Origin of the sequence: uncultured Campylobacter sp., from assembly GCF_938030785.1 — a bacterium.
Taxonomy (GTDB): Bacteria; Campylobacterota; Campylobacteria; order Campylobacterales; family Campylobacteraceae; genus Campylobacter_B.
In genome coordinates this window covers 13,800-27,237 of the sequence record NZ_CALHIK010000089.1, presented here as the reverse complement: position 1 = coordinate 27,237, position 13,438 = coordinate 13,800, and the positions used below count along the sequence as shown (strand labels likewise).

The window sequence follows — 13,438 nt, the reverse complement described above, 5'->3', positions numbered from 1 at the left end:
GTTTTTTGATCTGTTTTCATAAAATACGTTAAATTTCATTTTTTTCCTTCTTGGTTATTTTGTTTTTTAGCTCTTCTATTTTTATCTTTAACATCTCGTCGGTTTGGATGAGCTCGTTGATTTTTTTGATATTTTTGCTGATAGCGCTGTGATCTTTTAGATTAAAGAACGTTGCAATTTTTGGCATCGAATTTTGAGTTAGTTGTTTGGTTAAATATATGCAAATTTGACGTGCTTCTACGACATTTTTACTTCGCGTTTTGCTCTTTAGCTCGCTAGGTTTTATGTTTAACTCTTTCGAGACGACTTCGATGACGTGTTCTAGGCTCACGCTTGAATATTTTTGATGGATCTGATCTTGAAGCGTACTTTTGGTAAATTCCAGCGTGATCTTCGTGCGAAGTATTGATGAATAGGCGTTTAGTTTATTTATTGCGCCTTCAATCTCGCGGATATTATCGCCCATATTTGCGGCGATGTATTCCACGACGTCGTGTGGAATTCTAACGCGGTTTTCCTCGCTTTTTTTATTGATAATGGCAATTTTTGTTTCAAGATCAGGCGGGGTGATGTTTGCTATGATGCCACTTTCAAACCGCGTCGTGAGGCGACTTTCAAAGCCTTTTAAAAATTTTGGCGGCAGGTCGTTTGTAAGGACGATTTGACAATTTTTGTCTTTTAGCTCGTTAAATGTGTAAAAAAGCTCCTCCTGAGCCTTATCACGCCCGATTAAAAACTGAATATCGTCGATAAGTAAAACGTCGCAGTTGCGGTATTTTTGTTTAAATTTATCGATTGAGTTGTTTTTGAGATTAAAGACAAAATCGTTGGCAAACTGCTCGCTGGTAACGCAGATGACGGTCTTTCCTTTTTTAATGCAGTAATTTCCGATCGATTGAAGTAGGTGAGTTTTGCCAAGTCCGCTAGGTCCGTAGATAAAAAGCGGATTAAAACGGATTCCAGGCTCTTTTGCGACCGTGATAGAGCACTCAAAAGCAAATTTATTTGAATCGCCGATGATAAAATTTTCAAAATTATAATTTTCGCTTAAAATCGTGCTCTTAGGCTTTTCGGAGATGATTTTTACCTTTTCTTTAGGCGAAATTTTAGCTTTTGAGGTGATTTTAACGATTACGTCGTTGAGCCCAAACTGTTTTTTGATAAGCTCTTTTATTTTTTTGCCGTATTTCGTCTGGGTATATTTAGCGATAAATTCATTAGATGCGTTGTAGATGAAAAATTCAGATGTCGAGCTTTTATCGTTAAATTTCAAATTTTTGATATATCTAGAGTATTCTGTAGGTAAAATTTCCTTCTCTAGGTTTGATAAAATTTCTTGTGCTTGTGACGTCGCCATTGAATTTCCTTATAAATTAAGGCGTCATTTTAGCTAAATTTCACTAAATTTGCGGTAAATTTCAGTTTATTCACCGGTGATTAAGCCGTGAATAAGCGTGAAAGGTGGCTATGAAAATTTTAGGAATTGATCCGGGAACTAGAAATTTAGGCTATGCGATTCTGGAAAAAGATGTGAATAAGATCAAACTCATCGAGGCAGGATTGGTAAAAATGAAGGCCGAAAACGTGCAATTTCAAATGACGCAGATGAGTGAGGCGATCGATCAAATTTTTAGCGCTCATAAGATTGATGAGGTCGCGATAGAATCGATGTTTTATGCCTACAATCCGCAGTCTGTTTTAAAGCTCGCTCAGTTTCGCGGCGCGCTGGCTCTTAAAATTTTACAAATTTTTGGAAATTTTGCCGAATACACGCCGCTTCAGGTAAAAAAATCGGTCACGGGCAAGGCAAAGGCGACGAAGGAGCAGGTTGCGTTCATGGTAAAGCGAATTTTGGGGATTAATAAGGAGATTAAGCCGCTTGATATCACTGATGCCATAGCTATTGCGCTTACGCATGCAAATGTTATGCGGCTAGCGCCTAAATAGGAGGGTTTTATGAAGATTGCTATTTTGCAAATGGACGTGAAAATAGCTCAAAATTTCGCAGATTGTGAGCAAAATTTTGTTCACGCGCGCGGGCTGATAGATCGTGCGTTAAAGCGCGGCGCGGACATAGCGGTGCTGCCGGAGGCATTTAATATGGGCTTTAATACGGCTAAATTCAAAGAGCTTGCCGATACGAACGCTGCTTATACGAAAAAATTTTTAAGCGAAATTTCGCAAAAAAGCGGCGCTGTTTTAATCGGCGGATCGATAAATTCCAAGCGAGATAAAATTTACAATTCCGCTTTTATATATCAAAACGGAGCCGAAATTTTACGCTACGACAAGATCCACGCCTTCTCACTCGCTCGCGAAAACGAGATCGTAAGCGGCGGCGATAAGCTAGGCATTTGCGAGATTAAATTTAAAAATCGCGCGGTCAAAATTGGCGTCGCGATCTGTTATGATTTGCGCTTTTGTGAAATTTTTCGCGCCTTGGCGCTTCGTGGCGCACAGATTGTTTTTGTAATCGCACAATTTGCGCAAAGCCGCATAGAACATTTTATCACGCTTACGAGGGCTCGCGCGATTGAAAATCAAATTTTTATCTGCGCGGTAAACGGCTGCGGCGATACGGGGCAGGGTGAGAGTTTCGGCGGAAATTCCATGCTGATAAATCCCGGCGGCGAGATCGTCGCGCGCCTAGGCAGAAAAGAGGCTATCAAGATTGCTCTAGCGGATTTGGATGAAATTTTAAAATTTCGCGCTAAAATGAATATTTTAAAAGATATGAAACCTAAAATTTACAAGGAGTTTTGATGAAAACTTTGGTGTTTGTGATCGATATGGTAAATGGCTTCGTAAAATTCGGCGCGATGGCCGATCCTAGTATAGCAAAGATCGCTCCCGCGGTGCTTAGACAGATAGAGGAGGCTAAAAATGTGCATTTCATCTGCGACGCTCACGCCGAGCGGGATCTGGAGATGAAGCGATATCCCGTTCACTGTCTAAAAGGCTCGCCCGAAGCGGAGGTGATCGAGGAGCTCGCGCCATTTGTAAGCGAGCAAAACGTCACTTTTAAGCGCAGCACGAACGGCTTTCATAATTTGGATAAGAAAATTTTAGAGGGCTTCGATCGCTTTGTGATTACGGGCTGTTGCACCGACATCTGCGTGATGCAGTTTGCGCTTAGCCTGCGCACCTATCTCAACGAAACGGGCGCCGATAAAGACGTCATCGTTCCGCGTGATGCGGTGGCCACCTACGATGCACCGAATCATGAACGCGACTACTATGAGGAATGCGCGCTAAGCTTAATGCAAAATGCGGGGATTTTAGTAGTTTAAAATTCAAAATTTTATCGAAGCAAGAAATTTTAGAAGCAGCATAGGAAATTTTAAAATCTCCTATGTTTTAAATTTAAGTATGTTTTACCGCGACGGTTTTTGCCACTATATACCCGATCAAGCCCGAAATTATCGAGCCTAAAAATACCGCGAGCTTATCGGTGTAGTGATACAGATCGCTGCCGCCGTATGCAAGGCCGTCGACAAAAAGCGCCATTGTAAAGCCGATACCACAGATGATCGCCACGGCGTAAAGCTGTATCCAGCCTGCATTTTCGGGCATGTAGGCGATTTTGGCTTTGATCAAAATCCAGCTGAAAGTAAAAATCCCGATCTGTTTGCCGAAAAATAGCCCGAGCATGATGCCCATCGGTACGGGACCGAAAAGAAATCTAGGGCTGATGCCTGCTAGCGAGACGCCAGCATTTGTGAAAGCAAAGATCGGCAAGATGAAGAAATTTACGGGGTAAGCTAGACCGTGCTCCATATCCTTTAGCATCGAGCCCGAGCGGGTCTTAAGCGGGATACAAAAGCCCGCAAGTACTCCCGCGATGGTCGCGTGGATGCCCGAGTTTAGCACCATTACCCACAGCACGATGGCTACGATGATGAACGGAAGCTTTTTATCAACGCCGAATCTGCCCATCGCTAGCATTATTACGATACAGGCAGCCGCGCCGCCTAGATAGATTGCATTTATATCCGAGGAATAAAATAAAGCGATGATTAAAATGGCGCACAGATCGTCCATTATTGCAAGGGTAAGGACAAAAATTTTAAGGCTCGTAGGAATTTTTTTGCCTAAAAGTGCCATAACGCCCACGGCAAAGGCGATATCGGTCGCCGTCGGGATCGCCCAGCCCTTCATCGCAACGGCATCGCCCCAGTTAATGATCGAAAATATAATCGCGGGCATCATTACTCCGCCCAGAGCTGCGAAGCTAGGAAGTAAAATTTGAGAGAAATGGCGCAGCTGTCCTTCGATCTTTTCGCGCTTTAGTTCAAGTCCGATAGCGAAGAAAAATATCGCCATTAGCACGTCGTTTACCAAAAAATGCATCGATTCATCGAGCTTTGCAGGGCCGACGCCTATGGTGAAGTTTAGATGTAAAAACGCCTCATAGTATTTTGATAAAAAGCCTACGTTTTGAGCGATGATCGCAAGGACTGCGGATAAAAGCAGTATGATTCCCGCGCTACTTTCGCTCGATAAAATTTTTCTTATGATCTGCCGCACATGCTTCCTTTAAAATTTTGTCCTAATTTTATGCAAATTTTAATTAAATTTTTATCAAAGCGCTTAGTTGCTCGGTAAATTCGGCATTATTAGCATCGCATAAAGTATTATAAACATCAGGATCGTAGGACCTTCGTTGATAGCGCGGAAATACTTTCCACTCCTGTGACACTCGTTTTTTTCAAATTTATACATATAATAATAGAGCCACAGATGATAACAGATCAGCAAAACTCCGGCTAGCAGTTTTAAATGGAAGTATCCCATCTTCATAAGCCCAGGATTTAAAACGATCAGCATCACACCGCTAAAGACTGTCACGACCATCGCTATCCAGCCGATCGCGTGATACAGCATCCGCTCCATCTTTTTAACGACCTTTACGAAATCCGGCTTGTCTAAATTTTCAGCGTGATAAACATATAGGCGCGGCATATAAAATAGCATCGCCATCCATGAAATAAAGCCCGCAAAATGGACAAATTTAAACCAAAAATAACTCATTTTAGCCTCCTTAATCTCTCATTAAAATTTCTTTTCTAGCTTCAAATTCCTCTTTGGAAATTGCGCCTTTTTGATATAGATCATAAAGTGCATCGATCTTTTTAAGGCGCTGTTCATAGTCGTCTCGCAGAGTTTCGGTGCTAAATTCGTTAATATCATCGACCCAGATACCTATAAAAAATAGATCGATAAGCCACCAAATCCCCCAAATAGCCCAAAACAAAAAGCCCACTAAAAACCATAGCGTAAAGCTTCCCAGCCAAAATAGCGCGATCTGCGAAAAGCCGCTGATAAATTTACCACAGTAAATTCTATGCAGCCCGCCCCCGATCGGCATTCCCAAAAGCGATGAGCAGCCGCCTACAAACCACAGCGCATAGGCGATATAATTATTTCTTTTCATTTTTCTCCTTTTTCGCGATCTTGTAGCTTTGGAAGATAAAAATCACGACGGCCAGATCTATCATCACGTCGGCGAAATTAAACACCGCGAACTCAAACCACTTATGCCACGCGACGTAATCGACCACGCCGCCGCGAATGAAGCGATCGAGCAGGTTTGAACACCCTCCCGCGAGCATCAGCGCAAACGGCATCCAGTGCTCGCAAAAGAGCTTTTTATGACAAAATACATACGCCGCAAGCGCCGAGATCAGCGCGATCTGGATAAATTTTAAATTTTCGCCCAAGAATGCAAACATCGAAAACGCAACGCCGCGATTAAGCGTAAGCTCTAGCGAAAAAAACTCCCCTTGCCACGAAAAACCGTTTAAAAACAGAAGTTTGATCGCTTGATCGATCGCAAAGATCGCCGCAAAAAGCAGGATAAATTTAATACAAGTCTTAGCCATCTCGCAACCCAAATTTAAATATGTAAAGCCTGCATTTTTTGTCCGCGCCTTTTGTACCGAGCCATGAGCTTGTCGCGCCGTAAAATTTCACCGCAACGCTATTCATTTAGGGCTTTGGTAAAAAATTTCTCGACCTCGTCCATTCGCTTTTGAAGCAGTTTTTCGTTTTTGCCCTCGATTAAGAGGCGGATAACGTTTTCGGTGCCGGAGTAGCGAAAGAGCGAGCGGATCTTGTCCGCTTTGAGGCTTGCTTCAAGCTCCTTTAGCCCTTTTAATTTTTCAAGCGGCTTTTTATCCGCGATCTTTAAATTTCGTAAAATTTGAGGATACGGTTTAAGCATAGCCGAAAGTTCGCTCGCTTTTTTGTGCGTATCCAGCATGCAAGCGGCGAATTGTAGCGCGCTTGCGATGCCGTCGCCCGTTTTGGCGTAATCGCCGAAAATCACGTGCCCGCTCTGCTCGCCGCCGAAATTTGCGCCCAGCTCGCGCATCATCTCAAGTACGAATTTATCGCCGACATTGCAGCGATGAAGCGCGATGCCGTGTTTGGCTAAAAAATCCTCCAGCGCGGAGTTGCTCATCACCGTCGCGATCATCTGATCGCCCGCGAGGCGCTTTTTCTCTTTCAAATAAACCGCTAAAATTCCAAGCAGCGCGTCGCCGTGGATGATCTCGCCGTTTTCATCCACGACTACGAGTCTGTCGGCATCCCCGTCAAAGGCAAAGCCCACGTCGGCGCGTAGGCGCCTTACCTCCCCGGCCAGACCTTGCGGGCTTAGCGCACCGCAAGCATCATTTATATTTTTTCCGTTAGGCTCGTCGCCGATGACGATCGTTTCGGCTCCCAGCTCATTAAATACGGTAGGTGCGACCCTGTAGCTTGCTCCGTTTGCGCAATCAAGGACGACGCGAAGCCCGTGCAGCGTCTTTTGCTTCGGGAAGGAATTTTTAATATGCACGATGTATCTGCCGATGACGTCGTCTACGCGCTTCGCGGCGCCTATCTGCATCATTTTAGTGCGCGCTTCGGCGATGAGCTCGTCGTTAAAATAAATTTTTTCGATCTGCGCTTCCTCTTTTTCATCAAGTTTAAAGCCTTCGCTGTTGAAAAATTTAATGCCGTTGTCGTAGTATGGATTGTGGCTTGCGCTTATCATGATGCCCGCGTCGCAGCGCATATCCTCCGTAAGAAAGGCAATCGCAGGAGTAGGCATCGGTCCGATCTGGCGGACGTTGTAGCCCACGGAGGTAAGGCCTGCTACGATCGCGGTTTCTATCATATAGCCGCTTCTGCGGGTGTCTTTGCCGACTAAGATCATATTCGTAACGGAATTTTTCCTAAAGTAAATCCCCGCCGCCATCGCTACGCGCATCGCAAGCTCGGCGGTCAGAAATTCTCCCGCTTTGCCTCGTACGCCGTCCGTTCCGAAAAGTTTCATTATCAAATCCTTATATGAAAATCGTGAAATTCTACCAGAAAAAGTTTAATCTTAATAAATTTAAACTATATTTAAATTTTACTTAAATTAAGCGTCGATTAAATATTTTTTACGTATAATTGCAGGTTCAAATTTAATCGAAAAGGAACGTTATGGCAAATCACAAATCCGCCGAAAAACGCGCGAGACAAACCATAAAAAGAACGGAGCGAAATAGATTTTATCGCACCAGAGTAAAAAATATTACAAAAGCCGTAAGAGAGGCGGTCGAGAGCAAGGATCTAGACGCAGCGACTCAGGCTCTAAAAACGGCTAATGAAAGCTTTCACAGCTTCGTAAGCAGGGGCTTTTTGAAAAAACAGACCGCGAGCAGAAAAGTAAGCCGCCTAGCCAAACTCGTAAATTCTTTAAAAACCGCCGCGTAAACGCTCCTTACGCATAAAATTTAAATGCTAGCCGATAAACTAAAGCCTTTTTTGGATCGCTACGACGAGCTTTCGCGCATGCTTAGCGATCCCGCAGTTACCGCAGATATCGCTAATATGACGGCGCTATCTAAGGAGCAGCGCAGTATCGAGCCGATCAAAGAGGCTGCTAGCGAGTATCTTAAAATTTTAAATCAGATCGAAGAAAATAAAGCTCTGCTAAGCGATGCTGATCTCGGCGAGCTAGCCAAAGAGGAGCTTAAAAGTTTAGAGAGCGAAAAGCCGCAGCTCGAAGAAAAAATCAAAATTTTACTGCTTCCAAAAGACCCGAACGACGATAAAAATATCTTCCTTGAGATCCGCGCCGGTACGGGCGGCGACGAAGCGGCGCTGTTTGCGGGCGACCTGCTCGGCGCTTATCTGCGCTACGCCGATCTTCGCGGCTATAAATGCGAGATCGTAAACACCAGTGAAGGCAGCGTCGGCGGCTATAAAGAAGCGATCTTGCTCGTAAAGGGCGCGGGAGCGTATTCGCGGCTGAAATTTGAAGGCGGCACTCACCGCGTGCAGCGCGTCCCCGAAACGGAGAGCCAGGGCAGGGTGCATACCTCCGCGATCACCGTCGCCGTAATGCCCGAGATCGAGGATAGCGAGATACAGATCAATCCAAATGACCTTCGCATAGACGTTATGCGCAGTTCCGGACACGGTGGACAGTCCGTAAATACCACCGACAGCGCCGTCCGTATCACTCACATCCCGACCGGTTTAGTCGTTACCAACCAAGACGGCAAAGATCAGCACAAAAACAAAGAGGCGGCGATGAAGGTGCTGAAGGCGCGCCTTTACGATATGCAGGAGCAGGAACGGCTCGAAAAAGAGCGCAAAGATCGCAAGGATCAGGTAGGCACTGGCGACCGCTCGGGGCGAATTCGTACCTACAACTATCCGCAAAACCGCATCAGCGACCACCGCATAAATTTAACTCTCTACCGCCTGGACGCGATAATGGCAGGGGGCTTATTCGACGAGATCATCGACCCGCTCATAGCGCACTCTCAAGCCGAAGCGATTGCAAACGCGGGCTATTAAGCCTTTTAAAATTTAATTTTTAATCCACGCATCTTTTCAAAATTTTGCTGCGATTATGCTGCAAAATTTTACTTTAAATTTAGCCGCGAGCCTTCGGAAAAGTGTATTTAATGGCTTTTGCCTCGGCAAATTCACTTAAATTTCGTCGCGGTCGCGGTCGCGGTCGCCGCTTGAAATTCCGCCTTTTTAAATTTAAAATCTATTCGTTGCGCCGCCTAGCGTTTTAAATTTCGCCGTTTTAAAATGCGCGCCTCAAACACGGCTTTAAAATTTGAGTAGAGGCGAGCTGCTAGAAATCTTTGCGATAAATTTTTAAAGGCAAATCCAGCCCTTTGCTATCTTTTGATTTGTTTCTTATCTTTGGATGCATTAAAATCCCGCTCCGTTTCATTCGTAAATTTAAAATGTATCTTAAAAATAAGCAGAGCCGATGAGCGAAAAGAATTCAGAAATTTTAGCTTGGCGGGCATGTGCTATCGGTCGTTATGTATGTGTCCTATAGCCCTCACATAGCGGCAAATTTAAACGGCAACAAAGTTCCGTGTCCCCAATCGCTAGCAGCCGCGGTAAACTGCACGATATAGCTTAGCTGCGGTCTGCTAAAGCCTAAAAAAGACTATCCGCTCGCCGCGGCGAATTTCCCGGGGATCACCTTTGGGCTGCTGACCGCAATAACGGCGCTGCAAACCGCGCTTTTAGCGGCTTAATAAATTTCAAAATCGCTCGCGCCGCATTCAAATCCGCCGAATTTAAATAACTTTTATACAAAATTTGATAAGCTTATTTCGGTCAAAATTTTATCGCTAAAAGGACGAAAAATGAAAAAGGTCATCACTTGCGTCGATCAAAACGCGCTTTTAAAACCCGTGTGTGATTATGGAATTTACGTCGCTAAAAGCCTCGGCGCCGAGCTTGTATTTATCCACGTCGTCGAGATCCCCGAGCTAGGTGAGAATTTCTACGGACTTGCAGCGGGCGGCATCGTCCTGGGCGAAAAGGATATCCTTACCAGTAGCTACGGCAACCCTCAGATAGGCGGCGTGGATATGCAGAAGGACTACGAGGAAGCCGAAGTGATGCTGCAAGAGTGCGTCGCTGCCGCAGCCGCTGCGGGGATACAGGCCGAAAAGATCATCAAAGATGGCGATTTTATCGATGTTATCGCCGAGTATAAGGATGAAGCGGAGATGTTTGTGCTCGGTATCAAGGGCTCAAATAACGAGGACGTGGGCTTCAACGCAAGCGTGCTGGTTAAAGAGCTGCACGTGCCGTCGCTTTTAGTAAATAAGGAATTTTCGCCGATAAACTCCGTGCTCATCGCGTTTGACGGCACCGATGCGGCGAAGCGTACGCTTGAGTTCGTAAAAAGCTCCAAGCTCCTCGCAGGCGCGCACAAACACGTCCTACACGTAAATCTCGATGCCGCGGCGGGCGAGGAGATGCTGGATCTGGCGCGCGAAATTTTAGGCACGCAAAATGCGAGCTTTATATGCGCAAACGCCGAGGTGCCGGCCGATGAGATCATCAAATATCGCCGAGCTAATGAGCTCGATCTCATCGCCACGGGAGCCTTTACGAAGGGATTTTTCAAAAAGCTCTTTTTAGGCAGCGTCTCCGAGGACATCTTGCACAATGCGTTAGTGCCGGTACTGGTGCTTTCATAAATCCGAGCAACCAAAGCCCGCACGCTAAATTTAAACATTTCGCGCGCGGGCTAAATTTTAAAATTTAGCCCCTCTTTTTATATTTCAAAATTTTCAAATAATTTGCATATTTTCCTAAAATTATGATTTAGTTTATGATAAATTTTATTACTATTTAAGAGATTTTTTACGATAATTTCGCCTCAAAATAGATAGAGATTATTAAATCAAAATTTAAGGATCAACCATGAAAAAGGGTAAAATTTTACTCTCTTTGGCGCTACTTTGCTCGCCGTTTTGGCTTGCCGCGGCACAAAATGAAAGCTCGCGCCTAGACGCTGCATCGCAGAGCTCCACGCCGCCTGCTTCAAATTTCGCCGCCAATAATGCGGCACCGAAAATTCTACGCAAAAGCCAGCGAGTTCTACCGTCGTAAATTCCACGTCGCAAAACGGTAGCGCAGAAAATTCTACGCTATAGGGTTCAGACAGCGATAATCTCGGCACCATAAACGTTATAGGCAAGGCCGATCTGTCCACTACCGAGGGCACCGGCTCTTATACGACGGGCAATATGAGCACCGCAACGGGGCTAAATTTAAGCATAAGAGAGACGCCGCAGTCCATAAGCGTCATTTCCAATCAGCTTCTAAAAGATCTGAGCTTACACAACGCCGAAGAGGCTCTTTCAAAATACGCTACCGGCATTTCGCTAAATAACGACGTGGGCGGCAATCGCATCGTCTCGCGCGGCTTTTATGTCGATAATATCCAAGAAGACGGCATCGCAAGCTCGGTTTCTAGCTCCGTGTTCGGGCCTCTTGGCTCATCGAAGGAATTTACCGATTTGGAATTCTACGATCGCGTCGAGGTTCTGCGCGGCGTAGCGGGCCTTACGCAAAGCAACGGCGAGCCCGGCGGCACGATAAATTTAATCCGAAAGCGCCCGAGCGATCAGTTCGGCTTTAACGCAAGTCTAAGCGGCGGTAGCTGGGATAATTATCGCGGTATGATCGACGTTACGGATGCGATAAATCAAAGCGGTACGGCACGCGCGCGGTTGATCGGAATTTTAAGTAAAACGGACTCGTTTAAGGACTATCCGCGCAACGTCTATCGCGAAGGCGTCGGCGTTTCGACGGAATTTGATGTGACCGATAAAACGCTTCTTAGCGCGGGATTTTTGTGGCAAAAAACCGTCGGCGTCTATGATATTTACGGCGTATCCGTCTTGGATAATCATGGAAATTTACTAAATTTACCGCGCAGAAGCTATTTCGGCTCGGACTGGGATAAGAGCGAATATAAAAAATTTAACGTCTACAGCGAGCTCTCGCACGAATTTAGCGATGATCTGAAAGCCTATGCGAGGCTCAATTATACCGATAGCGACAGCATGTTAAAATTCGGAGCGCTCGGCGGGGCAGATCCTTACAACGGCACCACGTCGCATACGGTGCGATATAGAATTTACGATAACGACTCCAAAGAGATCGGGTTTCAAACGGGACTAGACGGCAAATTCGAAGCATTCGGGCAGAAGCACGACTTTTTCTTAAACGGCTCGCTTAGCAACGAAAAGCTTAATTGGCGCGAGACTAGAACGAGAGATTCGTCTATGGCGTCACTGGGGATGAATATTTATAATTGGGACCGCTCAAGGATCGCTCAGCCCGATTGGAGCAGTGCCGCTACATTTAAAGACAGAAGCTCCACTACCATAAAGCAGCGTGCGATCTCGCTCGGGACTAGATTAAATTTAACCGACGATTTTCACTTTTTGCTCGGTGGGCGCTTTTCGAAAGTAGCCTATAGCAGGTATTATTATAATATTTTGCGCGGTACGGCTTCGCATAGCGCAAGCCCGAGCAAATCGGATTTCACGCCGTATGCGGGAGTGGTCTGGGATTTTGCGGATAATTTTTCGTGGTACGCAAGCTATGCCGAAATTTTTAAGCCGCAAGCCGCGCGTGATAAAGACGGTAAAATTTTAGATCCCGTCGTCGGCTATAATTTAGAAACCGGCGTGAAGGGAGAATTCTTTGACGGCGCGCTTAATACGAATGTCGCGCTGTTTCAGATCATTCAGAAAAATAGAGCGATGACCGATCCTATCAATACGAACTACTCCATCGCAGAGGGTAAGGTGCGAAGCCGCGGCGTGGATGCCGAGCTGCAAGGCTCGCTTACGGATGATTGGAAATTATTCGCGGGATATACTTTCAACCGCAGCGTCTATTTGAAGACGGAAAGAACCTCCGCAGCGGTCGATTATAGCAAGGGCGCAAACGCCAAACGCTACATTCCGAAGCATCTGTTTAAGCTCTACACGAACTATGAAATTCCACTCGGCGAAAATCGTAAGATCGCCCTGGGTACGGGTGTGCGCTATCAGAGCAAAACCGCTTCGATATATCGCGAAAACGTTGCGTACTACGCCGCGCCGCAGAAGGCTTACGCGCTGTGGGACGCGAACGTCGGCTATCATTTCGACAAGCACTTTAGCGTAAATTTTGCGGTCAAAAACATCACGGATAAGAAGTATTTTCAAAATACACAAAATCGCGTCGCGGGCCATAACAACTACTACGGCGAGCCGCGGAATTTTATGCTGACGCTTAATTATACATATTAGGTGCGGATGGAATTTTGCGCTTATGCGAACTTGGATAAACTCCCTCGTACGCGGTCGCGGATAAATTCCGCGCTTTATAAGGGCGCGGATGAAGCGGGCACAGAGGCGCGAGGCTAAGCTTTGTCGTAAGTAGCACGTGGCGAGGCGAGTAAAATTTAAACGAAGCCGCGGGATTAAAATTTAACTCGCTATTTGGTTGATTAACGATTGATTGGCGCGGGCGATTGCAGGCGATGCGGGCAAGGGCGATAAATTTAATCTCGTGATTTAATCCCGCGGAATTTCGCTACAACTCGCATTAAATTTTAAAATTTAAAGAGAAA

At 45.6% G+C, this 13,438-nt stretch carries 14 protein-coding genes; 8 read left to right on the top strand and 6 right to left on the bottom strand.

All coding sequences use genetic code 11. From position 1 onward, the window contains the following. Positions 1-28: 28 nt before the first annotated feature. On the bottom strand, positions 29-1,357 hold the full coding sequence (dnaA, locus tag Q0438_RS04915) for a chromosomal replication initiator protein DnaA (protein WP_299188016.1): 1,329 nt from the start codon (positions 1,355-1,357) through the stop codon (positions 29-31). Between the two features lie 110 nt (positions 1,358-1,467). Here dnaA and ruvC point away from each other — a divergent pair, with 110 nt between their 5' ends. Genes ruvC through Q0438_RS04900 form a run of 3 tightly spaced genes read left to right on the top strand, consistent with a single transcriptional unit; the run spans position 1,468 to position 3,290 of the window. Next, entirely contained in the window at positions 1,468-1,947 is a 480-nt protein-coding gene (gene ruvC / locus Q0438_RS04910) for a crossover junction endodeoxyribonuclease RuvC (protein WP_299188013.1), read from the top strand. A gap of 9 nt (positions 1,948-1,956) precedes the next feature. Further along, entirely contained in the window at positions 1,957-2,763 is an 807-nt protein-coding gene (locus tag Q0438_RS04905) for a nitrilase-related carbon-nitrogen hydrolase (protein WP_299188010.1), read from the top strand. Further along, a complete protein-coding gene (locus Q0438_RS04900; protein ID WP_299188008.1) occupies positions 2,763-3,290 on the top strand; it encodes a cysteine hydrolase family protein in 528 nt (175 codons plus the stop codon). The genes Q0438_RS04905 and Q0438_RS04900 overlap by 1 nt, the downstream gene beginning before the upstream one ends. A gap of 73 nt (positions 3,291-3,363) precedes the next feature. Here Q0438_RS04900 and nhaA read toward each other — a convergent pair whose 3' ends face one another. The 5 genes from nhaA to glmM all read right to left on the bottom strand — a co-directional run bounded on the left by nhaA (position 3,364) and on the right by glmM (position 7,321). Then, complete coding sequence (gene nhaA, locus Q0438_RS04895; RefSeq protein ID WP_299188006.1) at positions 3,364-4,527, bottom strand: Na+/H+ antiporter NhaA; 1,164 nt, start codon at positions 4,525-4,527, stop codon at positions 3,364-3,366. Between the two features lie 63 nt (positions 4,528-4,590). Then, positions 4,591-5,031, bottom strand: a complete 441-nt coding sequence (locus Q0438_RS04890; protein ID WP_299188004.1) for a CopD family protein — start codon at positions 5,029-5,031, stop codon at positions 4,591-4,593. A 10-nt stretch (positions 5,032-5,041) separates the two neighbouring features. After that, on the bottom strand, positions 5,042-5,434 hold the full coding sequence (locus Q0438_RS04885; RefSeq protein WP_299188002.1) for an NINE protein: 393 nt from the start codon (positions 5,432-5,434) through the stop codon (positions 5,042-5,044). After that, a complete protein-coding gene (gene lspA, locus Q0438_RS04880; protein ID WP_299188000.1) occupies positions 5,421-5,882 on the bottom strand; it encodes a signal peptidase II in 462 nt (153 codons plus the stop codon). Before lspA ends, Q0438_RS04885 begins: the two co-directional genes overlap by 14 nt. 98 nt (positions 5,883-5,980) lie before the next feature. Next, positions 5,981-7,321, bottom strand: coding sequence for a phosphoglucosamine mutase (gene glmM / locus Q0438_RS04875; protein WP_299187998.1), 1,341 nt, complete (start codon positions 7,319-7,321; stop codon positions 5,981-5,983). A 152-nt stretch (positions 7,322-7,473) separates the two neighbouring features. On the opposite strand from glmM, the gene rpsT reads away from it, so the two are divergent. From rpsT to Q0438_RS04850, 5 genes are all read left to right on the top strand, one after another. Continuing rightward, positions 7,474-7,746, top strand: a complete 273-nt coding sequence (rpsT, locus tag Q0438_RS04870) for a 30S ribosomal protein S20 (protein ID WP_291938896.1) — start codon at positions 7,474-7,476, stop codon at positions 7,744-7,746. A gap of 24 nt (positions 7,747-7,770) precedes the next feature. Next, positions 7,771-8,838, top strand: a complete 1,068-nt coding sequence (prfA, locus tag Q0438_RS04865) for a peptide chain release factor 1 (RefSeq protein WP_299187996.1) — start codon at positions 7,771-7,773, stop codon at positions 8,836-8,838. 818 nt (positions 8,839-9,656) lie between these two features. Continuing rightward, the gene (locus tag Q0438_RS04860) at positions 9,657-10,502 is read left to right on the top strand and encodes a universal stress protein (RefSeq protein ID WP_299187994.1); all 846 of its coding nucleotides are present in this window, start codon (positions 9,657-9,659) and stop codon (positions 10,500-10,502) included. Between the two features lie 226 nt (positions 10,503-10,728). Then, positions 10,729-10,917 (top strand): hypothetical protein, encoded by a 189-nt coding sequence (locus tag Q0438_RS04855; protein WP_299187992.1) that lies wholly within the window; start codon positions 10,729-10,731, stop codon positions 10,915-10,917. Positions 10,918-11,054: 137 nt separating this feature from the next. Continuing rightward, entirely contained in the window at positions 11,055-13,115 is a 2,061-nt protein-coding gene (locus tag Q0438_RS04850) for a TonB-dependent siderophore receptor (RefSeq protein ID WP_299187989.1), read from the top strand. The last annotated feature ends 323 nt before the right edge of the window (positions 13,116-13,438 follow it).